Annotated in this window: 23 protein-coding genes; 16 read left to right on the top strand and 7 right to left on the bottom strand. The window is 44.7% G+C overall.

What is annotated here, in order from left to right; genetic code table 11:
* Position 1: 1 nt before the first annotated feature.
* From J2Z66_RS33950 to J2Z66_RS33985, 8 genes are all read left to right on the top strand, one after another.
* Positions 2-3,268, top strand: a complete 3,267-nt coding sequence (locus J2Z66_RS33950) for an ATP-binding protein (protein ID WP_209977225.1) — start codon at positions 2-4, stop codon at positions 3,266-3,268.
* A 1,008-nt stretch (positions 3,269-4,276) separates the two neighbouring features.
* Positions 4,277-5,014 carry a hypothetical protein gene (locus J2Z66_RS33955; protein WP_209977226.1) on the top strand — a complete coding sequence of 246 codons (738 nt, stop codon included), beginning with the start codon at positions 4,277-4,279 and terminating at the stop codon, positions 5,012-5,014.
* Between the two features lie 12 nt (positions 5,015-5,026).
* Entirely contained in the window at positions 5,027-6,715 is a 1,689-nt protein-coding gene (locus J2Z66_RS33960; RefSeq protein WP_209977227.1) for a vWA domain-containing protein, read from the top strand.
* 64 nt (positions 6,716-6,779) lie between these two features.
* Positions 6,780-7,919 carry a toxic anion resistance protein gene (locus J2Z66_RS33965; RefSeq protein WP_209977228.1) on the top strand — a complete coding sequence of 380 codons (1,140 nt, stop codon included), beginning with the start codon at positions 6,780-6,782 and terminating at the stop codon, positions 7,917-7,919.
* A gap of 236 nt (positions 7,920-8,155) precedes the next feature.
* A complete protein-coding gene (locus J2Z66_RS33970; RefSeq protein ID WP_209977229.1) occupies positions 8,156-8,641 on the top strand; it encodes an RrF2 family transcriptional regulator in 486 nt (161 codons plus the stop codon).
* A 57-nt stretch (positions 8,642-8,698) separates the two neighbouring features.
* A complete protein-coding gene (locus J2Z66_RS33975; protein ID WP_209977285.1) occupies positions 8,699-9,625 on the top strand; it encodes an NAD(P)/FAD-dependent oxidoreductase in 927 nt (308 codons plus the stop codon).
* Between the two features lie 96 nt (positions 9,626-9,721).
* Complete coding sequence (locus tag J2Z66_RS33980) at positions 9,722-11,122, top strand: MDR family MFS transporter (RefSeq protein ID WP_376774536.1); 1,401 nt, start codon at positions 9,722-9,724, stop codon at positions 11,120-11,122.
* A gap of 62 nt (positions 11,123-11,184) precedes the next feature.
* A complete protein-coding gene (locus J2Z66_RS33985; RefSeq protein ID WP_209977231.1) occupies positions 11,185-12,078 on the top strand; it encodes a class I SAM-dependent methyltransferase in 894 nt (297 codons plus the stop codon).
* Between the two features lie 194 nt (positions 12,079-12,272).
* On the opposite strand, the gene J2Z66_RS33990 is transcribed toward J2Z66_RS33985, so the two are convergent.
* From J2Z66_RS33990 to J2Z66_RS34005, 4 genes are all read right to left on the bottom strand, one after another.
* The gene (locus tag J2Z66_RS33990; protein WP_209977232.1) at positions 12,273-13,049 is read right to left on the bottom strand and encodes an arylamine N-acetyltransferase family protein; all 777 of its coding nucleotides are present in this window, start codon (positions 13,047-13,049) and stop codon (positions 12,273-12,275) included.
* Between the two features lie 240 nt (positions 13,050-13,289).
* Positions 13,290-13,847: an NADPH-dependent FMN reductase gene (locus J2Z66_RS33995; protein ID WP_209977233.1), complete on the bottom strand. Its 558-nt coding sequence runs from the start codon at positions 13,845-13,847 to the stop codon at positions 13,290-13,292.
* Between the two features lie 141 nt (positions 13,848-13,988).
* Positions 13,989-15,005, bottom strand: coding sequence for a serine hydrolase domain-containing protein (locus J2Z66_RS34000; protein ID WP_209977234.1), 1,017 nt, complete (start codon positions 15,003-15,005; stop codon positions 13,989-13,991).
* 120 nt (positions 15,006-15,125) lie between these two features.
* Positions 15,126-15,362 (bottom strand): hypothetical protein, encoded by a 237-nt coding sequence (locus J2Z66_RS34005; RefSeq protein WP_245376057.1) that lies wholly within the window; start codon positions 15,360-15,362, stop codon positions 15,126-15,128.
* Positions 15,363-15,394: 32 nt separating this feature from the next.
* On the opposite strand from J2Z66_RS34005, the gene J2Z66_RS34010 reads away from it, so the two are divergent.
* The 6 genes from J2Z66_RS34010 to J2Z66_RS34035 all read left to right on the top strand — a co-directional run bounded on the left by J2Z66_RS34010 (position 15,395) and on the right by J2Z66_RS34035 (position 19,126).
* Complete coding sequence (locus J2Z66_RS34010; protein WP_209977235.1) at positions 15,395-15,601, top strand: hypothetical protein; 207 nt, start codon at positions 15,395-15,397, stop codon at positions 15,599-15,601.
* Between the two features lie 356 nt (positions 15,602-15,957).
* On the top strand, positions 15,958-16,320 hold the full coding sequence (locus tag J2Z66_RS34015) for a type II toxin-antitoxin system RelE/ParE family toxin (protein ID WP_209977236.1): 363 nt from the start codon (positions 15,958-15,960) through the stop codon (positions 16,318-16,320).
* A gap of 29 nt (positions 16,321-16,349) precedes the next feature.
* Positions 16,350-16,652, top strand: coding sequence for a helix-turn-helix domain-containing protein (locus tag J2Z66_RS34020; RefSeq protein ID WP_209977237.1), 303 nt, complete (start codon positions 16,350-16,352; stop codon positions 16,650-16,652).
* A 98-nt stretch (positions 16,653-16,750) separates the two neighbouring features.
* Positions 16,751-18,322 carry a sigma-70 family RNA polymerase sigma factor gene (locus tag J2Z66_RS34025; RefSeq protein ID WP_209977238.1) on the top strand — a complete coding sequence of 524 codons (1,572 nt, stop codon included), beginning with the start codon at positions 16,751-16,753 and terminating at the stop codon, positions 18,320-18,322.
* A gap of 38 nt (positions 18,323-18,360) precedes the next feature.
* On the top strand, positions 18,361-18,636 hold the full coding sequence (locus tag J2Z66_RS34030; protein WP_209977239.1) for a hypothetical protein: 276 nt from the start codon (positions 18,361-18,363) through the stop codon (positions 18,634-18,636).
* 34 nt (positions 18,637-18,670) lie between these two features.
* On the top strand, positions 18,671-19,126 hold the full coding sequence (locus tag J2Z66_RS34035) for a hypothetical protein (RefSeq protein ID WP_245376058.1): 456 nt from the start codon (positions 18,671-18,673) through the stop codon (positions 19,124-19,126).
* 369 nt (positions 19,127-19,495) lie between these two features.
* Here the strand turns inward: J2Z66_RS34035 and J2Z66_RS34040 are convergent, their stop codons facing one another.
* Together J2Z66_RS34040 and J2Z66_RS34045 are read right to left on the bottom strand one after the other, a co-directional pair.
* On the bottom strand, positions 19,496-20,113 hold the full coding sequence (locus tag J2Z66_RS34040; RefSeq protein ID WP_245376059.1) for a suppressor of fused domain protein: 618 nt from the start codon (positions 20,111-20,113) through the stop codon (positions 19,496-19,498).
* 167 nt (positions 20,114-20,280) lie between these two features.
* Entirely contained in the window at positions 20,281-20,847 is a 567-nt protein-coding gene (locus tag J2Z66_RS34045; protein WP_209977241.1) for a hypothetical protein, read from the bottom strand.
* Positions 20,848-21,386: 539 nt separating this feature from the next.
* Here J2Z66_RS34045 and J2Z66_RS34050 point away from each other — a divergent pair.
* On the top strand, positions 21,387-22,595 hold the full coding sequence (locus tag J2Z66_RS34050) for a TerD family protein (protein WP_209977242.1): 1,209 nt from the start codon (positions 21,387-21,389) through the stop codon (positions 22,593-22,595).
* 495 nt (positions 22,596-23,090) lie between these two features.
* On the opposite strand, the gene J2Z66_RS34055 is transcribed toward J2Z66_RS34050, so the two are convergent.
* Positions 23,091-23,705: a PH domain-containing protein gene (locus tag J2Z66_RS34055; RefSeq protein WP_209977243.1), complete on the bottom strand. Its 615-nt coding sequence runs from the start codon at positions 23,703-23,705 to the stop codon at positions 23,091-23,093.
* 107 nt (positions 23,706-23,812) lie between these two features.
* On the opposite strand from J2Z66_RS34055, the gene J2Z66_RS34060 reads away from it, so the two are divergent.
* Positions 23,813-24,112: a hypothetical protein gene (locus J2Z66_RS34060; RefSeq protein ID WP_209977244.1), complete on the top strand. Its 300-nt coding sequence runs from the start codon at positions 23,813-23,815 to the stop codon at positions 24,110-24,112.
* Position 24,113: the final 1 nt, after the last annotated feature.

A 24,113-nucleotide genomic window follows, 5' to 3' on the forward strand; every position in this document is an offset into this window, starting at 1 on the left:
GATGGCAGCTAGAACCTATCTACCCCGCTCTCGCTGGATCGTTGTACTGATTGGTCTATCTTTGACGATCATGATAATAACAGCACTCCTTAATCCCTTCCAAGGGGAGACGAAGGTATCCAACTCGTCCAATCTTTATGCTCTCTATGCCGCGGAGAAGTGGGAAGCGGTAAGGGGTGATCTTCCTGTTGCTGGTGGACAGTTCGAAGAGGATAAGGCTGCATGGCGGCCGCTTCCGGAGGTGCTAAAGGAAATTGAACACAACCAGGCAGCGGCAGAAGACATCTTATGGGTTAGAAGAACGCTACCCTCCAATATAAATGATATTACTGGACCCTCGGAGCTGAAATTCCGCGGGCTTGCCCGGTTTGAGGTCTATCTAGACGACAAGCTTGCTCTTGACAGATCGGAGAGCAATGTCACACAAGGCAGCTCATTGCTGCACTGGAGCCAGCTTGCACTTCCGGATGCTGCTGCGGGTCACAAGCTGCTGCTGCGGATTTGGCCTGACAGCAGCGATCTAGGGCCAATAGGCCATGTATATGCAGGATCACAAGAGGACCTGCTCGCAACGTTTCTAAGGACGGATTCCCTTCGGTTGATTCTGTCCGTTTGTTTTTTTTTCATGATGCTTCTCTCAGCAGGAGCCTGGTTGTTCTATGAACGAAGCCGTATCTACTTCTATTTCTGCATACTCACTCTAGCGGCTGGATATTCCTCCTTGGTCGCTACCGCTCTATTTTCCATCTACTTAGAAATGCCCGTTCTCGTATTCTATGGGGCTATCGGCAATCCAGTCGTTGCATGGGCTATAAGCGGCATCTTAGAGAAGCTGGCTGAAGAACACAACCGAAGTGGTTTTCGGCTTCTACGCAAGATATTTCTGATTCTGTCTATCTGGTCGTTGCTAAGTTCGGTACTGGCTCCTAAATTATATCAAGGCTCAATGGTGTATATCTTCGGGATTATTCTGCTTGCTGCTCCCTATGTGCTGTTCACAATCTTTCGAGCCTTCGGACAACGCAGGGATGAAACGAATTGGCTGTCAGGGGGAATGATCGCCGTACTTCTGTGCGTCTCAATCGATCGTTTGGTATTCACCTTCCCTGCAATGAATAATCTTGCTTTTCGGTTACTCCCGTTAACCATCTATCAATTGTTGAGCCAGCTTGTGCTTATTTCTCTATTTCTATTGATCTTCAGTATTGGGATGGTGCTGGTCATTCGTGCGAGAGCCCAAGTACAGGATTATACGTCTCGTCTGGAGCAGCAGAATGATCGATTGCAGGAGCTCGATCGACTGAAGGATGAATTTCTGGCTAATACCTCCCATGAGCTAAGAACACCTCTGCATGGCATTATTGGACTAACCGAATCCCTACTGGATGGCACAGCTGGACCAATAGGCGAGCAAGCCCGTGATCACCTCAGTCTTGTTGTATCCAGCGGCAGGCGGCTAGCTGGCTTGATCGATGATCTTCTGGACCTCTCTAAGCTGAATCACCGGGATATTGAACTGGACTTAACTCCGGTTTCCATGGAGCATGCTGTCAACAGTGTCCTTGCTGTATTCCAGATCATCGCCGCTCCTAAAGGCATCTCTCTTCATAGCGAGATAAGTGCTGATGTACCACCGGCTTGGGCCGATGCGAACCGATTGCAGCAGATTCTATACAACTTAATCGGCAATGCCGTCAAGTTCACAGATCAAGGCAGCATTACTGTACGTATCCAAGTGACAGGACGATGGATAGCGGTATCCGTCACCGATACGGGCATTGGAATTGCTGCAGAAGATCTTGCTCGACTAGGCGAGCCTTTTGAGCAGGCAGGAGCAACTGATCGGGGTGGAACGGGTCTTGGCCTTTCAATCACACGCAAGCTTACAGAGCTTCATGGCGGCAGTCTGGCTGTGCGATCAACGAAAGGGCAGGGGACAACGTGTACCTTTACCCTTCCGGTCGCCGCTCAAGAGGCAACAATCCCGGGAATGACAGGGTACGCGAATTCGGCAGTGGAGACGAGAACTACGAGTGATTGGAGATATTCAATTCCGATGCATTCTCTGGGTCCCAAAACCATTTCTCCGACGAATGTTGATCATACTGGCCTGCATGCTTCCGTACAAGCTTCCGGGAATGGGTTTAATCGTATTATCCCAGGCATCTCAGAGGATGGAGAACTACCAGCACTGTCCATTCTAATTGTTGACGATGAGCCCGTGAACCTGCAGGTGTTGGACAGCTACCTATCCGCATTGCCTATTCTCGTTCGCAAGGCTTCTACAGGAGCGGCAGCACTTGCGGAGATCGAGGCACAGCCTCCAGATTTGATTTTACTCGATATCATGCTCCCGGATTTGAATGGCTACGAAGTGTGCCGACTCATCCGTCAGCGTCATGATATTCACGAGCTTCCGATCATCTTATTGACTGCTCGGGATCGATTATCCGACTTGCTGGAGGGTTTCGAGGTTGGGGCCAACGACTATCTCTCCAAGCCAACAGCAAGGCATGAGCTGCTCGCGCGCGTTCGGTTGCAATTAAAGCTGATTGGCCTGACTACAAGACTTGAGTTGCTCGTTCAAGAGCGGACCCGGGAACTTGAGCAGACCACCTATCGGCTAAGGGCTTCCGTCCGCGAGCGTGCTGAGGCTCTGGCAGAGGTATCCGTAATGATGGAGCGAACCCGTATCTCGCAGGATATACATGACCATGTGGGTCATACACTAACCGCGTCTATCGTTCAACTGGAGGCTTCCATCATGCTGTTAGATAGAGGGAGGGAGCTTGGAATTGAGAAAGCCCGGCTGGCACAGTCCCTTGTGCGCAAGGGGCTGGATGAGATTCGCGAATCCGTGCGTATGATACGTCACGAGGATAGGGCTTTTCCAATGGAAATAGCTATGGAACAACTGCTTGAAGAAACGATGGAGACAACGGGGTGTACCATTGATTACACAATTGAACAGCTACCCGAGCTCTCTCCTCCTCAGCAACGTTCACTCTATCAGTCCCTCAAGGAGGGGCTTACGAATGGTCTTCGTCACGGACAGGGAACCCGGTTTCGCTTTAAATTGTCGGCAGTCGCAGGGAATATCGAGTTCGAGCTATGGAATAACGGTCATCCCTATACGGATAGTAAAGTAGGCTTTGGCTTACGCGCTATGCTGGAGAGAGTCCAAGAGCTTGGAGGCCAGCTGTGGCTTACATCTGACGAGGACGACAGCGGGTGTCTGCTAACGATATATTTGCCTGTATTGGCATAGGATGTATAGGTCGTTACACCGAGTTGAAATGGCTTTCCGATATATGTGATGTGTGTTGTTAGTAGTAATTGACAGTCAGATAGGTGATGCTCAGGCCGCAGGTGGTGAGAGTGACCCAATATCGCAGTCCACTTTGAATGCCCTTGTTGTGAAGGATTACTTACTTCTTTAAGCGAGATAAGCAGACGAGGGCCATTCCATTAAAGGAAACAAATTTTTAACAGCGGCTGAAGCCAACAGACCCTCCCTCCTTATACCCACGTAATATGAACACGCTCCTCAAAGGACGCCAAAGAAGGGCTTCTTCTTTAGCATATAAGAAGGTTTAAGTACCTTGTAATGCTAAAGTATAAAAGAAGGGTTACTCTTTCTAATTGAACTAAAAGTAAGTTTAAGTTTTATGGAAAAGAGCAATCCCGCAGCAGCCCTTCTCCCCAGAGTTGAGCGTGTGCTTCACTTAACGATGTTTTTCATCGCTAAAGTATGAGTTTCCAGGCAATCAGCTACTTTAATGATGTTTTTCATCGCTAAAAGAGGATGGAGGGCCTCACTTGGGGGTTAAAAGGGGTTTTAACGATGTTTTTCATCGTTAAAGTAAGTTTGTGGACTCGGCTACATGCTTTTTAACGATGAAAAAAACATCGTTAAGTAGTAGGCAATTCATCCCCAGTTCCGCTTCGGATTGGACCTGCCTTCTAATTGGGGGAGGCCAAACCTCCGCTTGCTTGTTAACCTGACCACATTGGCCAATAGGCCTTCCGTCCCTCTCTCCATGCAACCGCGTAACGAACACGCTCCTCAAAGAAAAAAATATAAGTAGAATTTTTAGATGATGATTTTGATATAGTTTATAGTATCGGTTGCAAAAGGAGTAAAAAGGAAAATGAGGAAATATGTCGAATGTCCATTATAAGAAATTATACATAGAGAAGTCTGGAGATTACTTGCAAATGTTACTTTTTTAAAATCCGGACGTATTACCTTATGGTGGTATTGGAGGTGTAAGAGTTGGTTGGCATAAAATACATAAAACTACTCGGACTTATTTCTGGTGTGGTGGTTTTAAATATCCTCGTGCTCTCGCCCGGATTTATAGGGGTTGAGATCGGCAGCGGTGCGTTTGCGACAGCATTTGGGGTAACGCTGTTATTCGCCAGTGCACTGGGGCTGCTTTACGGGAGCTACGTCTTGTTGTTTAAACAGCCCGTTGTTCAGCCTGTAAAGCGTATCACTACGCGCGAAGATTATGTGGAAGCTTTGACTGCATACAGAAGCGTAAAAGCGCTGGAGAGTGATATCAATTTTGCCTTAGAACAGTTGGATCGGTTGAAAAAGAAGAACGACACCCTGTTCAATGTCCTGAATCAGAGATTCGATCCGGCGGAGCTAAGTTACAAAAAGTTTGCCTCCGTCATTCAGGAAGTAGAGAAGCTCTTCTATCTTAACATCAGAAGTATCCTGAACAGGCTCCATGTTTATGACGAATCGGAGTTCGAGAGTGTCAGGAACCAGAAGTCGGCTCGCTTTTCCCGGGAGCTTCTTCAGGAGAAGACAAATTTGTACAATGAGTTTTTGGCTTTCATGAGGGATTCTCTAGGCACGAACGAGGAAATTCTGTTGAAGCTGGATAAGCTGCTGCTTGAAATATCCCGCTTGGATAGTTTTGATCCGGGGGTTATTGAAAATATGCCTTGTATGCAGGAAATAGACTCGTTGATTAAGCAAACCAAATATTATAAACAGTGAGAGGTGTTACGTTTGGCAAAGAAAAGCAGGTTCCTCCTGATATCAGGCGGTATTTTGGTACTCGTTTTTGTGCTTGTGTATGTAGGGGTCAGTCTGACCTCCAACTTGGGGAAATCCACGGTTCAGGTGACCGCAGAAGAGGCGGCTAAGCGATTAAACAAGCTTTACTCCAACATCTCGGTAACTACTGAGGCGCTGGTAAAGGGGCAGATCGACGTTGACCCGATCGATGTTGCCGCGTCGTTGCCAGATATCTCGAAGTTCCCGGTTACCGTAACTAACACGACGAATAATTTTGTGGAAATCTTTTCTTCTACAGAGAAATCGGGCTCAGGCGTTGATGGATGGTTGACGGAGGTCGCGACCGAGTTCAACAAGGCGAATATCAGTATAGACGGGAAACCCGTTTCGGTCAAGGTTCGCAATATCGCTTCCGGTACGGCAGCGGACTATATTAAATACGGTAAGTATGTACCGGACGCCTTCACCCCTTCAAACGAGCTGTGGGGAGAAATGGTCAAGGCCAGCGGCGTTAAAACTCAGCTTGTTAGCAAGCGTCTCGTCGGGAATGTTCCCGGTATTGTCATTGCCAAAGCCAAGTACGACGATTTAGTCAAGACGCATGGAGCAGTGAATGTCAAAACCGTGACTGAAGCGATAGCCAATAACGAATTCTCAATGGGATACACGGATCCCTTCGCCAGCTCTACAGGCTTGAATTTCCTAATCACAGCTCTCAATACTTTCGACAGCTCCAATATTTTGGGAGAAAAGGCTGTTCAGGGGTTTGAGCAATTCCAAACCAATGTACCCTTTATTGCATCTACAACCATACAAATGCGCGACGCGGCTAAGTCAGGTATGCTAGACGGTTTTGTTCTGGAGTACCAAACCTATGCCAACGCGGCAGACTTAAAGGGCGGTTATGTGTTCACTCCTTTTGGCGTAAGACATGACAGTCCGCTGTATGCTTTAGGTGAGTTGCCGAAGGCCAAGTTAGACATTATTAAAAAGTTTGCGGAATTTGTTGCCCAGGATAAGTATCAAGCGTCTGCGAAAGAAAAGGGCTTTAATAATCTTGAAGACTACAAATCGGAGCTTCCCGTTGTGGATGGCAGCCTTCTTTCATCCGCGCAGAAATTGTGGAAAGAAAAGAAGAATGGAAATAAGCCGATTGCCGCTGTGTTCGTAGCCGATGTTTCCGGCAGTATGGCGGGTGAACCTCTGAGCCGATTGAAAGAGTCCTTGTTGAAGGGACAGAAGTATTTAGGAAGAGACAATAGTATCGGTCTGGTTTCTTATTCAAGTGCTGTATCCATTAATTTGCCTATCGGAAAGTACAACACGAATCAGCAGTCGATGTTCGTCGGCGCGGTGAACAGTCTCCAAGCGAGTGGAGGTACGGCTACCTTTGACGCCATTGTTGTGGCGATGAAGCTGCTTCAGGATGAATTAGCGGTGAATCCCAATCAAAAGCCCCTTATCTTCGTCTTGAGTGATGGCGAGACCAATGAGGGCAATTCGTTGAAGAGTATCAAGGGATTAATCGAGAAATACGCGGTTCCCATCTATACGGTGGGGTATAACGCCAACATTGAAGCCCTTCAAAACATTTCCAGCATCAATGAAGCGGCAAGCATAAATGCAGATACGGATGATGTTGTCTATAAGATCGGAAACTTGTTTAACGTTCAAATGTAGGCGGAAAAATGTTGCCTGAAAAATGTAGCTTGAAAAATACAACCTAATACGGAGGAGGAATACGATGTCATTTTCCATGGAAGTAGCAAGCCCGGATGAGATTAAGGCAGTGATTGAACAAGAGGTTAAGCCTGTGCCCGAGGATGTTGCCAAACTCAAAGAGGTGGCGGATTCCAATGTCGCAGCGATCATGGCGCTCGATGTCGGGTCACTGGATAAGCGCAAGGAGATTCTGCAATCCATTGAGGCATTCGGTCTAAACACGATGAGATCGTCCTCGGAGAAAAATTCATTGCTTCAGGTTTCGGTAGGGAATCTTTCCAAGACAGGCGATGAGGGCGGCCAGGTGGCCAAGGGTTTGACTGAGCTGCACATGCAGTTGAAGGATTTGGATCCGAGCATGGTGGATTTCGCTAAGACCGGGTTCTTAGGGAAATTGTTTAATCCGCTGCGAGCCTACTTCCTCAAGTACCAAAAAGCCGACTCCGTCATCGCGGATATCGTGCTCTCTTTGGATAAGGGCAGGGTAACGCTCAGGAACGATAACACAACACTGGAGATCGAGCAGCAAGCACTTCGGGATTTGACCAAAAAGCTTCAAAAGGAAATTCAGCTTGGGAGTTTGATGGACGAATCGATTGAGTCGCAAGTTGAGGCGGCAAAGCTGCAAAATGAAGACCCGGAGAAGATCCGTTTCATTACCGAAGAATTGCTGTTCCCTCTGCGTCAGCGGGTTATGGATTTGCAGCAGATGCTGGTAGTCAACCAACAGGGAATTATGGCCATCGAGGTCGTAATTAGGAACAACAAAGAATTGATTCGCGGGGTAGACCGGGCTAAAAATGTGACGATATCGGCGTTGAAAATTTCCGTTACGGTAGCTAGCGCTCTTTACAATCAAAAGATTGTATTGAAAAAGATCGAGCTCTTAAACCAAACCACGAATGAATTGATTGCAGGCACGTCCAGAATGCTGAAAAATCAAGGGGCAGAGATCCAGAGGCAATCGCTCGAAACGAATATCTCGGCGGAAACGCTGAAGCAGGCTTTTGCCGATGTGTTGTCGGCTTTAGATTCCATCAGCTCCTACAAGCAGGAAGCACTGCCTAAAATGCGCCAAACGATCGATCAGTTCCGTGAAATGGCGGATACCGGCGAGAAGCAGATTCTTCGTTTGGAGAGAGGCCATAAGCTGGGTCTGTAGCTGCCTGTGCTGCCAGGCATTTTGCGTAGTAGTTCATAAAGAACTCTCCAGGTATGGAGAGTTCTTTTATGAGTAATAAATGCCGTGTGATCGCGCTTGTTCGAATAAAAATTATTTTTTCTTTATTATTATCCAAATTTACCCAGTAAAAAATAATTGCAAATTAAAGTTGAATCGTTTATTATGGATATCGTAGGTCCATGTTAATGGGAGTCTTAGGAAGGGGGGAGGGGACCATGCAGTTTTCTAAAAGTACAGATTACGCTCTACACGCCTTACTTCATTTGGGTCACTCAGATCGTCCCAATAATATTGGAATCAAGGAATTATCTGTGACACTTGGCGTTTCTGAAAGCTATTTATCCAAAATCATGTCCAAGTTGAGGCAGGATGGAATCGTACGTGCGGTACCGGGAGTGAACGGCGGTTACGAGCTGGCACGACCAGCGGAACAGATTACTTTTCTTGATGTGATTCAAGTGATTGAAGGAAGACAGCAATTGTTCGAATGCTCGAATTCGAATTCGCAGCAGCATCGAATGTTAGATGAAGCTGGGGGTGTGTCACGGGAGCATGAATCCCCAAAAAAGAGCGGATGTTTGGTTGAGAAGGTGATGGACGGCGCGCAACGGCATCTGCACCAATACTTGCGAGAGCATTCTATCCAGTCGGTAATGGATGAAGCTTTCAAGCGTTGCAACCATGAGGGAAACAAGAAGTGATACGCTTCTTGTACTCTAATTATGGATATCATAGATCTATGGAGGATTATAATGATGGTGAAAAATCAACATCTTGATGTGGTGATTATTGGGGGAGGCCCCGCAGGGTTGAACGCCGCCCTCGTGCTGGGTAGGGCAAGGAAAAATGTAGCAGTGATCGACGAAGGACGTCCTCGCAACGCTGTGACTCGCAAGACCCACGGATTTCTCACCCGCGACGGAATAAGCCCCAGTGAATTCCGGCAAATTGCGAAGGAAGAGATTAGCGCCTATCCCTCCGTGTTTTTCGTGGCGGATGCAGTCGTGTCGATTGCGGGAACGGACGGACATTTTCAAATTGCGACTGCGCTTGGTAATACCTTTGCATGCAAAAAGCTGTTATTTGCCATTGGAATGAGAGATCTGCCACTGGACATTCCTGGACTGGCGGAGGTATATGGGAAAAGCGCATTTGTATGCCCGTATTGCGATGGCTGGGAATTAAGAGACGAGCCGCTTGTCGTCATTAACAAAGGAGAAGTGCTCATGCACTTCGCTCCATTTATATCCGGTTGGACGAACCGCTTTACCATCTGCACGAACGGTCCTGATGAGCTGACGGATGCTCAGCGCGAGGAGCTCCAGCTTAAACAAGTACCTATGTTCGAGTCGCCGATCCAGCACATCGACGCAAGCGACGGAATCGTGCGGCAAGTAGTTCTTGAAGATGGTACGACGATTCCATGTAGAGGGATCTTTTTCAAGCCAGATCTGGTTATGGGATCGGACTTACCACGAGCCATCGGATGCCATATCGGGGAATTGGGAACTGTTGTTGTCGATAACATGGGGAAAACGAACTTACCAGGCGTCTATAGTGCCGGGGATTCAGCATCGCCTATGCATCAGGCTATTGCAGCCGCCTCTATGGGCGCAATGGCAGCCGTGGCCATGAACAATGAACTGAATGCAGAGGCTTGGAGGAAAACGGATGAACATTTTTGAGGCAGAATGTAAGGAGGGGATGAAACGATGAATGCATCAGTTACAAACGCGACGTCAACATCGATCGATTTGACAAACCTCAAGCGCGGTCCGATCATGTTTGCCCTTATCGTTGGAATGTTCGTTGCCGCTTTAAACGAGACGCTAATGGGAAATGCCCTTCCCGAACTGATGAAATCGTTTGGAGTGTCCGCGGCGATGGCTCAGTGGCTCGCTACCGGCTACATGCTCGTCGTCGGCGTGCTTGTTCCGGTAACGGCGGTATTGCAGCAATGGTTCACGACCCGGCAAATGTTTCTTGCGGCGATGAGCTTGTTCTTCGTCGGTACGGTCACCTCGGCGTTTGCGCCGGAATTCGGCGTGTTGCTGGTCGGACGGATTATTCAGGCGATAGGCACAGGCATGCTGATGCCGCTTACAATGAACACCATCATGGTTATGTATCCTCCTGAAAAGCGGGGAGGCGCGATGGGGATGTTCGGACTCGTCATCATGTTCGCGCCGGCAATTGGCCCGACCATTTCGGGTTTGGTCGTTGACGGGCTATCGTGGCGCTGGCTGTTCTATCTTGTGCTGCCATTGGCACTGATCTCAATTATCGTCGGAGCCGCCGTCCTGAAGAATGTGTCGGACATCACGAAACCGCGAGTGGACCTGTTATCCATCGGGCTCTCGACGATCGGCTTTGGTGGAATCGTCTATGGGTTCAGCAAAGCCGGGGAACACGGTTGGTCAGAGCCGCAGGTAATCTGGACGATTGTGGCGAGCGGTGCTGCCTTGATACTGTTCGTCTGGCGGCAGCTGTTGTTAAAGGTGCCCGTCATGGATTTACGGGCATTCCGGTATCCGTTATTTTCGCTTGTCGCAGTGCTGCTCGTCATGCTTATGATGACGTTTTTCTCTACGGCGATCATGCTTCCGTTGTTTATGCAGGGAGTGCTGCTGTTGACGGCGTTCAAATCTGGTTTGATCCTGCTTCCTGGAGGGATAGTGAACGGGATCATGGCTCCGGTCGCTGGAAAGCTGTTCGATAAATTCGGACTGCGTGTGCTTGTCATTCCCGGACTGGTCATTGTGGTCGTCTCGTTGTGGCTGTTAACCCAGTTCAACGAAGCATCAAGCACCGGTTTTCTAGTCGCCGTGTACATCGTGATGATGATCGGCGTCTCGCTAGTGATGATGCCCGCACAGACGGCTGGGCTCAACCAGTTGCCGCGCCATCTGTACCCGCATGGGACGGCGATCTTAAACACGCTGTTGCAGGTAGCCGGTGCGATCGGTACTGCCCTGTACATCAGTATCATGTCCAATGGACAGAAAAATTACCTTAGTGGATCGAGCGACCCGCAGTCTCCAGGGGAAATAGTCAAAGCACTTGCAAACGGCATAAATAACGCTTTCTGGGTTGGCGTTGTCATCGCGCTTGGTGCGCTCATTCTCGGTTTGTTCCTCCGCAAAGCGAAATCGCCGGAAACAAAAAATGAAGCGTCGGCTTGATGAAGATAGACGTTGATCCAGGACAGAACGTCATAAACTATAATGAAAAGTGAGGAACCACCATGAATGATTTTTTTAATGAAGCCATATGGGAACAAGCATGGAAAGACCATGGCGATACCATCGTGAACAAGATGAACAAGGCCGGAATTGCACCGGCCAAAGCTTTTGATCGTAAAGCGAAGACTTTTAACGAGCAATCATTTAATGAAGAGGGGAGGAAACGAACCACACGAATCATAAACTGGCTTGAAGGTCAGGGGGTTCGATTCGAAAACGTCTCTGTGCTGGATATTGGTGCCGCCTCAGGAGTGTTTTCAGTGCCGTTTGCGGAGCGGGGGGCCCGTGTAACCGCGGTAGAATCCTCTCTTCCGCTGATCGAACTACTGGGTGAAAACACTGCGAAATTTACCGAAAACAAGGTGGAAATTGTACCCGAGCCTTTTGAGGATATTGACGTGCAGGCCAAAGGATGGAACCAGGCTTTCGATCTAGTTTTTGTCTCGATGTGTCCGGTCATTTATAATTGGGAAAGTGTAGAAAATATTATTTCTTGCGCGCGTAATTTTTGTTATATCAGTATGCCAGCGGATTCCACAGAGCATAGTTTGTTTAATGAAATCTGGACGCTCATCACCGGTTTGACCTTTAAAAAGAAACCTACGGAAATGGGATATTTGCTCCATCTGCTTTATCTCAAAGGCTACTCCTATGAGTCGCTGATAACGCGAGAAACAAAAACGATGGAAATCTCCAGAGAAGCGGCGTTGCAGGAAGTAATGAACTGGCTCCGCAGTCAAGGTCTGCCTGCAGATGAACGGAATTTGAAAATGGTAGCTGACTATTTGGAGCGAACGTATCCGTCCGGCAAAGTGGTTGTCCGGCAGAGCGGCCGTTTTGGCAAGGTATTGATTCGATTGAAGGATCAGAACATGCACACCAGGGAAGATCTGTAAAATAGCGAAGGGGACCGGAGAGGGCCGTGCTGCGTTTTGAGAGGTAATAAATAAATTCCTAATTTAATTCATATGTTTGGGGGTGGTGCCAGCTAGGCTGGTACTACCCCCATTTCTTGAACTTATCCGCAGCAAGTTGACGAAAGGCTTACCGCATGGCCATCCTCGCAAAAGATGAATGGTTTCCTCATGCTTTAAATCCCAAAATGTTCCTTCAATAGCTCCTTGTATCTAACACGGTCAATTTTCTCTTTTGTAACTATTCCATGATCCCAATGTGTAAAAGAAGTATTTGTTAAGGTCAGATTACCGCCATCGGTTAGTTTGGTGATTAATGGATGCTTATTAAATGAAGACTCTGTATGTTCAACTATAATCTTTTGGACGGCATTACATTCGGATAGGTCAGTTACCGGTTTTCTGGAATCGAAGGTGTACCCGATCTTCCAATCGGTATCCTTATGTTTCAATTTCATTTCAAGCACATAGTCACCAAGCTCTCCGTTGCTTCTTTGGACTCGAAATTGGCCATTACTGGAGGTAATCGTTTCTCCGGATAAGGGGACAGGTTTTAAAGGTAGATTCCCTCCAAAACCCGTATCGATTAAATACGTTTGACCCTTGTGAGTGAGAAGGATAGTTACATGGGTTCTTCCAAATGTTAGATAGGATTCCGTGTCATTATTATAGACAACCCCACGTGTTAGAACGGCGTCAAACCCGTTGTCTATTAAGAAGAGATAAAACATCGGGTTGATTTCGTAGCAAAGTCCGCCTTCGTTATTAACTAGAATTTTATTGACTAAATATGGTTTAGAAATAACGCTTGTTTTATTTTCGATAATTCTTAAATTTTCAAAAGGGATGGCTTTTGCCGTTCTTGCCAGAACGTTATCCAGGACTTCGAAAGTAATCGTTTCGCTCCCTGGAAGATGTATTCTTTTACGGAATAAAGCATTTAGCTCATTCATGATCATTCCTCCAATAGTTAGCTGCATAATTAGAAATGATACAGTGAAATCATTGCTGGAACAATATCCAATTATACTAACTGCACCGGTACAGTTGGGAACAGGGCGGGGAAACGGTCTAGCCGGCTAGCCTTGCTGATTGCGATCTCTTTATAGGTGATCCGGTAATCTGCACAAAAAAAATCTGGAAAAAGGCGAACCTAATCCAGTTTCTTGGGGCTTATTCGGTTCGTTGAATTGTTAACGCAATGCTTTTAATGCTCCGCTCCAGGCGACGACTTGGTCGAACAGCGTGTTGGCGGCGGCTTCCTGATGAGGTGCGGGTTTCAGAATGCTGTAGTTTTCGAAATCCGTAAAGACTGAAAGGGTGACCTGAGCACGTACGTCAGCAACATTCAGCTCGCCCAAGATGAGTCTCAGGTTTTCTGCCGCTCGGGCCCCACCTGTTCCCCCTCCATAGCTGACGATGCCTGCCGCTTTATCTTTCCATTCATTAAAAAGATAGTCAATGGCGTTTTTGAGTGCTCCAGAAATGGCATGATTATACTCGGGCGTCACGAAAACATAACCGTCAAACGAATTGATTGCTGCAGACCAAGCCAGCGTATGCGGCTTCGTATATTGACCCATTATTGGCGGCTTTGGTTCATCAAATAGCGGCAAATGGAAATCTGCAATATCCACGATTTCGTATTCAGCGTCACTACGTTTTTGGGCGATCTCATGTACCCAATGAGCGATGGCCTCGCCTCTGCGCCCTGGACGTGTGCTGCCAATTATGATAGCGATTTTTAGCATAGTAGTTTCCTCCGTTCTGATTAACTCTATGGCATATCATAACAAATTGATTCATTTAGCTTCAACTGAAACAACCGTTAAAACTAAAGTTTCCGAGGGACCGAAAAGGTGGCAATTTAAATGTCGTCTGTGTGTGGAATGCTAGCTGAAGCTTTTGGCCGGGTTTTGTTGGTGTATGATTTCAGCTATTTTTTTTCCGATTTCACTGACATCCTGTAGAATATTGCTAAGGACATGAACACAAACACCATTATCTAAAAATCTTATTAGAACTGAGGAAAATCCAGGAATACCTCCACTATGAGCGACTAGCTTACCAAACGGGGTGTCTTGAATAATCCATCCGTAACCATACATATAATCATGCTCCCCCTTGACGGGAGTGAACATTTGATCGATAAAGGATTTTTTTAATAGTTTTTCCGTATGAAGCGTTTGATCCCAAATGTGCATATCTTCAATTGTGGAAATAATGGCTCCTGCTGAGTAGGCATTGGAGGGATCGAAGAATGGAGCGTTCAACAATGATCCATTTTCACTGAGGTGATATCCTGATGCACGAAAGTCTAAAATGCAACCGGGAGTATCTAATCCTGAATCTTTCATGCCGAGTGGTTCGAAAATATGTTCCTTTAAGTATAATTCATAGGATTGTCCTGAAATCTGCTCTAAAATGGAACCAAGTAGAACATACCCAGAATTTGAATACTTGTATTGTTCTCCAGGGGGAAATTCTAAATCATTCTGAGAGAAACGTTCAATTAGTTTTTCAGGTGAAGAAGGTTGAGCGGACCATTCTAACATGTGAGGATCATCTGTATAATTGGGAATGCCAGAGGTATGAGTCAGTAAGTGATGAACAGTGATCTTGTCGCCATCCTTTTGGTTGGGGAAGTATTTACTAACTGGATCATCCAGATTTAGTTTACCTTTTTGCACTAATTGGAGGACTGAAACTGCAGTAAAAGTTTTTGTGATGGAGCCAATGCGGAATTTAGTCTTAGTTGTGTTTTCAACTGCAAGTTCAAAATTTGCTTTCCCAAATCCGTTGGAGTATAAAATACTCCCATTGTGTGAAGCCAATATGGCTCCGCAAAATTTTCCCTCTTGGGCTAAAGGCTCCAAATATGAATGTATATGCTCTGTAACGTTTGACAAGGGACCATTCCTTTCTTGAAATGAACAGTTGTTTCTTTAGATTAAGGAAAAATTTAGGGAAATGCAACTCCTGCTGAAAAACATTACGGAGAGCCCGAACACTAATAGTGGAAGCCGTTCCTACCAGCTGTTCACCGCTTTCAATTCATTAAGTTCAGGGTGCGCCTTGCGGACGACAGACGGTCTAGCTAGCACAAGAACGATACCGATGAGCAACAGGCTCGAAAGGACAAGAATCCACCAGGCAGGGAAGATATCATACAGGAAGCCATAAAGAACCATTCCAAGCGGCATAAGTGCTGTTGACATTGTTTCTAGGATAGAGAACACGCGAATTTTGTAATCGTCATCAATCATTTTTAGCAGCATGACTTGTATCGGTTAAGCAAGTGATTATTCATGAATATATGCATCACCCGATCGAGTTGTCGTTTTTCTACGAAGGCGATGCTTATGCAGCACGTTGTTATTGGGTATTAGGGGATAAGGAAGAAGCACTCCGTTATGCCCAAAAAGCGCTGGATCATATTTCGCAGATGCCGCATACACCTTACAAAGATTTTATTATTGAAACTTATGAATGGATTATGAAGTAGAAAAAGGCCTGGCGGCGCCCTTTGAGGTGCATGTTCATAACGTGGGTTCATGAGGAGGAAATGGATGTGGGTTCCAACCGCTGTTAAAGATTTGTTCCCTTGAATGGAATGGATATAAAGTTGGAACAAATCTTTAAATGCGGACGCTCCGCTTTTCCACCCACACTCATTTCCTCTTTTCAGCCTACTGAGTAGGGAACACGGCTACCTCAAACGAGCAGAACAGCATAGTCTCCTGCTGATTGTTTGGTCAATGGTGATAGACTTTTCTTTGAATCATTATGCCGATTATGATATAATTTATATCGTATTCGGCATATTTTTTTGCGATATTTATTAAGGAGCCAAATTGACCAATGTACGAAATACAAATTTATGAAGATAATGATGGGAATTCAGAGTTGAAAGATTGGTTTCGCGAATTAAAACGTCGTAAAGATAAGGGAATAAAGGATGCCAGAATCACACTTAATCAAATACATTATTGCATTGAACGTATTAAATTGGATGGGACTTACGCTCCTGAAGAAATTGCCAAACACATTATCGATGATATATGGGAGTTACGTCCAGATAAACATAGGGTTATGTTTTTCCAGGCGAAAGAAGGCAGATTTATTTTATTGAGTTACTTTCGAAAAGAAACGCAGAAAACCCCACCAAAAGAAATCAAGAAGGCTATTCAATTAAGGGATGACTGGAATAAAAGAAATCATTGACTATTTACAATAGAACAAATGGAGGAATTATGATGAAATTCGATGATTTTATAAAAGAGATTGGTGAAAATACAATTGAGGCGGAAGCAATTAGACAGATCGCACGTATGGTTTCTGAAATTGTTAAACGTCGTAAAATGCTGGGATTGACTCAAAACGAGGTTGCTAAAAAGGCTGGTCTTTCTCAAGCACAGGTAGCACGACTAGAAAATAGTTCGCAAATTCCAAGAGTTGACACCTTAATAAAAGTAGCCATTGCTCTCGGAATGAGTATTAATTTGAGTGAAACGGAAGAAGAAGCAGTTGCCAGTAATCTGCTTGCACATGCCTAAAAAAACATGACTTCCGATAATAGGAGCCATATCATCCGTAACCTTTAAGACCCCAAGTGGCACTTCTATAACATACGGAAGAAAGGAGTGGGGAGAGCATGCTTCAATATGTGGAAGACGCGAAACAAGGGGATCGGCAAGCTTTTGAGCATATTGTTCGGTATTATTCAGCGATGGCGAATGCGGTGGCATATGAGAAGCTGTATGATTTTCAATTAGCGGAAGATGCGGTTCAGGAGGCATTTACAGAAGCATTTCTGCATTTGAGTAAGCTGCGAACGGCAGAAGCGTTCCCGGGTTGGTTCAAAGCTATTGTTGCACGGCAATGTTACCGCATCATCCGCAAAAAGAAGCACCACGCGGTTCTCTATACAGAAATCGAGCCATCGATAGAGGCTTCTACAAGTCCAGCGGACATTTCGGACATTATCGCGAAAAAAGAAATGCAGCAGATGGTTCATGACTCTATTGCGGGATTAACGTCTAATATGCGAATTGCTGTGCAATTATTTTATTTTCAAGGGTACTCTCTCCAGGAAATCTCCAATCTTCTCGGCTCTTCAGTTCCGGTGTTGAAAAAGCGCCTCTTTGATGCTCGCCGAAAGCTGAAGGGATCGCTGCCCGTAGCGGATTTGATTTCGGTTTTCAACCATTTGTACGAAGGAGGAAAAGGTATGCTGCACATTGTAAATGGAGATTCAGTCGCGGAGAAACTGCGGCAAGGAATCGTGCACGGAGATATTCTAGTGTGGAGGGAGTTATACCCTCATGGTCCAGTAAGTTTGAATCCTGCTGAATGGAACAATCGCGCGGCTCGGGCACAATACCTGGAGCAAACGCTTGGAGTTCCTCAAGCGGAATTTATCCAGGGCAGCGAAGCGCAAGAGAAGTCCTTGGCTAATTTTCATAAGTATGAGGAAATTGTGTTATGGTTTGAGCATGATTTATTCGATCAGACGATGTTATGTTATTTGTTGCATTGGTTCTCGGGGCAGTCTTTGTTAACAACGAAGCTGAGCTTACTGTGCATAGGCGAGTATCCAGGAATTGAACTATTTCGAGGGCTGGGGCAGCTATCCTTGGATCAAATGGAAACTTTGTCAGGAACATGGAAGACTATCGGGGCAAAAGAATTGGAGTTAGGCAAAGTATTTTGGCAGACCTACACATCTCCTGACCCAAGCTTGCTGCAGCAATTGCTAAGTAGAGATACCTCCGCGCTGCCATTTGCGCATGATGCATTTCAGATGCATTTATCGCGGTTTCCTTCTACATTCAATGGACTTGGCATCGTAGAGCAGACAACGCTGGAGATGATTCATGCTGGAGTCAGCAGCCCATTTGAATTGTTTCAGGATGTGGGAAATAAGCTGAACGCTTTAGGTATGGGGGATCTGGAATACTGGCATATTCTAATGCAAATGTCACAAGATCCTTACCCCTTGCTGCAAATTCGCGGATTAAAGGCTTTTCCTGCCTATAACGAATCCTCGATAGCACTTCGTGACTGTCAAGCTGTTTTGACAGAGCTGGGCAAGAACGTTTTGAGTGGAGAAGAGGACTGGATGGCGAAGAAAGGGATAGACCAGTGGTATGGTGGTGTGCATCTGCAGGGAAATTTCCCGAGATGGCGTTGGGATATGTCTGGACGAGCGATTTATGAAGTATAAAACTTTGATTTAAAAAAGGGAAGCCAGGCGGTGATATTGTGGAAGTATGGGAAACGCAATTAGTATCGACTAAGCGAGGCACTTTCGAGGTATTTATTTCAGGAGTAGGAAAACCAATTTGCGTAACGCACCATTATTCCGCATTTACCAAACGGGGAAATTATTTTGCTGATATGTTTTTAGAATTTGGGCAGGTCGTTTTAGTTAACTTAAAGGAATGTGGAAATTCTGGCTGTATAACAGATGAAAGTGAGCTTAGCATGGAAGCATCCGTTGAAGATCTGGAGGCAATCCCGAATATCACTTGGTTTTGAAAAGTGGTCGTTTGCGGGACATTCAACGGGAGGAATGCTCGGCCTTGTGTATGCTGCTGCTCATGCAAGTTCTCTTGATAAATTGATTGTTGTAGGGGCCGCAGCTTCAAACAGGTATATGGACGCGAAAGATAGCATCTATTGCAGAGAGAACCCCAAAAATCATCGACTTCTTGAAATTTTCACAATATTAAATGCTCCCGAGGCCAGCAATGAACTAAAATCCCAAGCAGCTCGTGAATGGACGGAGATGTCCCTGAACCATCCAGATAGGTGGGACGATTACTTTAGTAAGCCCAGCAGCGGAAGAGTTGTTCAGAAAAGATTGGATTACTATAGCAGGCATTTATCTTCGTTCGATATTTCAAGTCGCTTAAATTTAATTAGAACCCCAACTTTGGTGATGTGCGGCAAATACGATACGCAGTGTCCTGATGCTCTCGATATGTTGAGAGGATGCTCCATAAATAAAGTCTCCTCTAAATATTAAATTTAAAGGCGTTTCGTAAAGCTCATCATAAAAACATGGTATTTCTATTTCTTTACCATTTTGAGGGTTTTTCAAACGCACTATCTTCGTAAGATTCTGCTGAGGCAATTGGCAGAGTTTCTTTAGGGATTCAGTCTTTGTACATTTCCAGGTAATTTGGAATCGTATCATAAAACCCCTTCGAAGCCTTAAGTGCAAGGAAACAATTTATGATTCTTTCGTTATTGCTTGTTCTTATTTTATTTGGTTCCGGGTTCCCGCCAGTGTGATTGTTGAGAAAGTGCATTCATGTTATCTGCCTCCTGTGTTGCAAACAGCAGCTCCACCTGTGGGCTACACTTGGTAGTTCGAATGATATTGAGTTGCTTATTAATAAGGACGAGTGGGATCTATTATTGAATGCTCATGCTTATCTATGAAAGCATCAAAAGCATCGATGCCCTCTTGTAAAATCATATGCGCTTCTTTATGAGTAATTGGTATGACCCAGGAGACACTGATTATTTCTTCTCCTATTTTTATTTCTTCAAAATCCTCACTTTCTCCTCTTAGTTCATCAATCAAGAGGGCTTTTGTAGTCCAGTTCTCTGGTGCGAGTGCGCTCTCAGTCATTACTCGTGGTACTTCCGAAGATTTAATATTTTCAATATTATGGGCAATTAGATCGCAGAAATATGAGAATATGCGATCAATGCTTTCTTGCCCCAAATCGGGTTTTAAAGCTAGCATCCATTCAGTCTCAATAGGTTTTCCAGTTTTTCGAATGGAATTAGATAGGCCGACTGTTGCGAATCTTGCAGGAATTTTATCATTAATTGATGGGAAGTAATAAATCTCAATATATACGCCAATCTCCGGCTTTGTCATTATGACTCTGTATTCTGGCATAGACCATTCTTTAATATATAAATTAAGAATAATTGTTCTTCTAATGTCGAAGTCCAGAATTTTTTCTTGGCTTGACTCTTTACTGATTTGCACATCCATCACCTTTTTTCTTTGTTGGTTTTCTCTGTTTAAAGTTATGGCCCGAACCCAACCGATCTAACGAGTATGCATGTCCTATATGTCTCTCCGGTGCTGTACTACGTTCTTGCTGAAGGTATGACCATTTCTAGAGTGCTTATATACGAAGTTACTTAGTTTCCTTTCGATTATTGGTGCTTAATGACAGCTTCTTTTGCTCTATGGACAATATCATCCACATCGGAAAACTGACGCTCAATAGATGCTAGCGCCTTCAATAAAAAAAGGCCAAGATTTTTATCTCCTAGGTATAGTTCCGTTGCGGCGAAAAATTCGATGTCTTCGAGTTTTTCTATATTTTTTTTATGATTGATGTTTTTAGGGAATTCAATATATTTATGGAGGGTTAAGACTGCATCTTCGCCCTTGGTTTTAAAATCGTGAACAATTCCATTGAATATGGTGTCTTTGAATCCTTCCTTGAGCCTGCCTTTTTCATTCAATGCATCCGGATGAAATGTCGCCAAATATTTTTCGTTTCTTATGGCCTGATCATTAATGATGTAGGATATTTTTTCTTCGTCAAGAATCTTTATTATTTCATCAATTGACTTGAACTTTAGTCTTGCAAATCTTGCCGGAGAAAATTGCTTGCGCAAAGAATCTTCATTATTTGAAAGATATGCCCTAAAAGAAATTTCAGAATTTCCTTCCAAGAGTTCTTTGAAATAAACAAGATGCCTTTCATCTACCATATCTGCCTCCTGTACTTCTTGATCTTTTAGGTATATTATGGTCACACATTTTAGTAAATTTTTCTGCAAATTGGCTAATTGGCATAAACTGAAATACGTTACTCATACCTCACCCCTCTTTCGATTTTCATTATCTTCTCATGCATCAAAATAACTGTCAAATTCAACATTAATAGATTTTAACTCTAAATGAACATATCTACAAACAAGGTTTTTCCTTTAAAATCCAGAGACCAGTATCCATCGTCAAAAATCGGTTCACTTGCAGAAATTGAGGCAAGAGATTTTAAAGACTACCTTCACTTTTATGGTTATCAGGTTGGGTTGTTTAAACTGGAACTTTACTGCAAAAACAATACAATTAATAGAGAGCAATGAGGATTCGCTTCTAAAAGATCATTTAATCAAGTATTTCAGGCGTGAAGAAAGGATGCTCTCCCTTGTCTGATTTGTCATTGAAGAGTACAAGTATACAAAATTCACCAACTTACGTTAAAATGATAATATATCTACCCAAGAAGAGGTGAACTAGTTGCTCTATGAATATACTAAAGGGTCAAAAAGTTGATATTACAAAGGATCGAAATATAAGTAAGCTGCTTATTGAGCTGGAATGGAGCCAGGCGGATGCGACTATCGAAATAGATGGTGCTGCGTTCCTGTTATCTGCCTCCGGACAATGTGAACAGGATGAAAATCTTATTTTTTATGGCAATCCAGTGAGTCAGGAAGATGCGGTGCTTCACTCCAAACCGAATGGGTCGAGTAAAGAACAATTCACAATGTCTATGCAGAAGCTGCCTGCCGAAGTTCAGAAGATTGCTCTTGCCCTGACTGTTCAAGAAGGGGGGAGTGCGGATCACCATTTCGGATCGGTCTCGCAGCTTAAGCTCCGAATCATTAATCCTGTTAATAGTGAAACCATTATCGCATTTGAATTTGGAACGGACCTGAATCAAGAAACGGCTATTGTTGCGGGCGAGTTATATCTCCATAAGGGGGAATGGAAGTTCAATGCAATTGGAAGCGGCTTTAATGGGGGATTGGCTGCCTTATGCAGCAATTACGGGATTGAAGTTCTAGAGGAAGAAGCAGCAGATGAGGAAGCGGGCGAGGAACAAGAGTCGGCACAGATGGCACGGGCTGAGTCTTCCCATTCTCCATTGCAAGGTGGGACGCAGCAGCCAGTTTCCGTTGCAACGCCGCCGCGGATGATTAGCCAAAGGTTGGTTGTGCTGCACAAACAGGAAGCTGTCTCGATTCAACCTTCTGCGACTCTCACTGCGACACTGCAATGGGAAAATCCGCGGCATGATTTGGATCTATATGTATTCTATGTAAACAAGCAAGGAATAGCAGATAAGATTCATTATAAAAATAGGGAGAAAGCCACTTCATCCTCTTATTTCGAATTTAAAGGTGATTCGGCCCAAGCAGCCGTAGAAACGGTAACTATTCGTTCCGCAGATGAATTGCTTTACGTTCTGTTTGCTGTATACAGTCCACTGACCAATGGAGTTAGCAGCTTCAAGTCTATGCGAGCTCGAGTTACAGTGAAGACAGATTCGGGACAAACCCTGATCGCTCCGCTTACCCAAAACAATCAGTCCGCTTCTTGGGTGGCCATAAGCAAGCTGGATCTATCCAAAGGGAATCAACTGATTGTCAGTCACGTTGAAGCCTATTCCAAGCCTGGATCGAATCAAGAACCCCGATTACAGCCAGATGGAATTTTTCATATGAACTAAATTACATAAAAAACCTGCTGAAGCACATGGGCTCTAGCAGGTTTTTTCACATATAGAATGCCAGGTAAGCCCGTATTTGTCCGCTTTCATAGCAGCCGTCTATCCCAAATTGAGCGGGTGCTTTCACTTAATGATGTTTTTCATTGTTAAAATAAGGAAGTGAAGACGACTAGTGTTTTTAGCAATGAAAAACATCGGTAAAGTATCAGCTCTTCATCCACGGCGCCGCTCCCGCTGGGAATCTCATCCAGCCAAGAGACAAATCCTTGCTGGCTGTCCGTTTGAGGTAGCTGTGTTCCCTGCTCAGTAGGCTGAAAGAGGAAATGGACGATGGGGTGGAGAGCGTTAGCGTCCGCATTTAAAGATGGGTTCCTTCCGCTGCTTGGCTACATTCAGGGAACCCATCTTTAACAGCGGTGGAACCCATCGTTTATTTCCTCTCCCCGCACTGGGGCTAGAGTTACGCACTTCAATGGACGGCACAAGGCACTGTCCTTATAAATTAATATAACGCTCAAAAACATGACCATAATCTTTGATCCTGTACTGCTTGCGTGTATCCACTAGCCATGAGAAAGCGGCCTGGTTCAATTCCTTGAATTGCTGGGCTGTATTAATTTCATGTTGGCGGACATGCATAAGAGTGCTGGATGCCAAAGCCAGACTCTCCTTAGCTTGCTCTAAGGTAATATCATTTTCATGAATAATTTCTGCGATTTTCAGCAGGGCTTTGTATAGATCCTTGACTTCGGTTATAAATTTTTTATTAACATCAATGGAGTACTGCACAGATCCCATCATAAATTTAATTTCGATATCCAAATCTACCGTACCCGCTGTTTCGAGCATTACATTAGAAATTTTATGATTGCTGTAGGTCAATCTGCGAAGCGTGCGTTTTTTGCTTAATGCACTGTTGCCATCCAGATGTATAAGAGCTAGATTGGTAAAGCAATACTCATCGGACTTGGATTTAATCAAGAAAAATATCTTCTCATCATCCTCATGCATGATGTAATCATCTGAATCTACCTTATCATAGTTTTCAGGCTTTATTACGGAACCAATGTCGCTTAAACCTAAAACATCGGCTGCTATTCTACCGAACATACGATCAATCCCTTCATTTTGGGTTTCGACTAGATTATACCATTTGGCATATAATATAATCAAAGATAGGAAATCAGAAGATTGTAAATGAAGGAAGTTGGTTGCCGATGGAGCCTATTTCGCAATATCGTTACGTTCAGTCCATCGCAAAAGCCACAATGAGTGAGTTGAAGGACTTTATTACAGAAGGTGTTTCTGAAAAAGAAATAGCTGTTAAAGCCGAGAACATCATGTGGGAAAAGGGGATTCTTAGCTTTTGGTACTATGAGGTGGGAGCTTTTGTTCATGTTGGTAAGAGAACGACAATTTCTGAATCAGGCCGCATAGGCATGGAGAATATGGCTTCAAAAGAGAAGATATTTATTTTTTCCAAAATGGGGAATTGTTTGTTTTATAGGAGGGGTTAGT

This window comes from Paenibacillus eucommiae, from assembly GCF_017874215.1.
Taxonomy (GTDB): domain Bacteria; phylum Bacillota; class Bacilli; order Paenibacillales; family NBRC-103111; genus Paenibacillus_AI; species Paenibacillus_AI eucommiae.

Excerpts from the sequence above, each read along its gene's own strand:
- J2Z66_RS33950 (WP_209977225.1), top strand. The coding sequence starts at position 2 with ATGGCAGCTAGAACCTATCTACCCCGCTCTCGCTGGATCGTTGTACTG.
- J2Z66_RS33965 (WP_209977228.1), top strand. The coding sequence starts at position 6,780 with ATGTCATTTTCCATGGAAGTAGCAAGCCCGGATGAGATTAAGGCAGTG.
- J2Z66_RS33970 (WP_209977229.1), top strand. The coding sequence starts at position 8,156 with ATGCAGTTTTCTAAAAGTACAGATTACGCTCTACACGCCTTACTTCAT.
- J2Z66_RS33980 (WP_376774536.1), top strand. The coding sequence starts at position 9,722 with ATGTTTGCCCTTATCGTTGGAATGTTCGTTGCCGCTTTAAACGAGACG.
- J2Z66_RS33985 (WP_209977231.1), top strand. The coding sequence starts at position 11,185 with ATGAATGATTTTTTTAATGAAGCCATATGGGAACAAGCATGGAAAGAC.
- J2Z66_RS33990 (WP_209977232.1), bottom strand. The coding sequence starts at position 13,049 with ATGAATGAGCTAAATGCTTTATTCCGTAAAAGAATACATCTTCCAGGG.
- J2Z66_RS33995 (WP_209977233.1), bottom strand. The coding sequence starts at position 13,847 with ATGCTAAAAATCGCTATCATAATTGGCAGCACACGTCCAGGGCGCAGA.
- J2Z66_RS34005 (WP_245376057.1), bottom strand. The coding sequence starts at position 15,362 with ATGATTGATGACGATTACAAAATTCGCGTGTTCTCTATCCTAGAAACA.
- J2Z66_RS34015 (WP_209977236.1), top strand. The coding sequence starts at position 15,958 with ATGTACGAAATACAAATTTATGAAGATAATGATGGGAATTCAGAGTTG.
- J2Z66_RS34020 (WP_209977237.1), top strand. The coding sequence starts at position 16,350 with ATGATGAAATTCGATGATTTTATAAAAGAGATTGGTGAAAATACAATT.
- J2Z66_RS34025 (WP_209977238.1), top strand. The coding sequence starts at position 16,751 with ATGCTTCAATATGTGGAAGACGCGAAACAAGGGGATCGGCAAGCTTTT.
- J2Z66_RS34035 (WP_245376058.1), top strand. The coding sequence starts at position 18,671 with ATGCTCGGCCTTGTGTATGCTGCTGCTCATGCAAGTTCTCTTGATAAA.
- J2Z66_RS34040 (WP_245376059.1), bottom strand. The coding sequence starts at position 20,113 with ATGGATGTGCAAATCAGTAAAGAGTCAAGCCAAGAAAAAATTCTGGAC.
- J2Z66_RS34045 (WP_209977241.1), bottom strand. The coding sequence starts at position 20,847 with ATGGTAGATGAAAGGCATCTTGTTTATTTCAAAGAACTCTTGGAAGGA.
- J2Z66_RS34050 (WP_209977242.1), top strand. The coding sequence starts at position 21,387 with ATGAATATACTAAAGGGTCAAAAAGTTGATATTACAAAGGATCGAAAT.
- J2Z66_RS34055 (WP_209977243.1), bottom strand. The coding sequence starts at position 23,705 with ATGTTCGGTAGAATAGCAGCCGATGTTTTAGGTTTAAGCGACATTGGT.
- J2Z66_RS34060 (WP_209977244.1), top strand. The coding sequence starts at position 23,813 with ATGGAGCCTATTTCGCAATATCGTTACGTTCAGTCCATCGCAAAAGCC.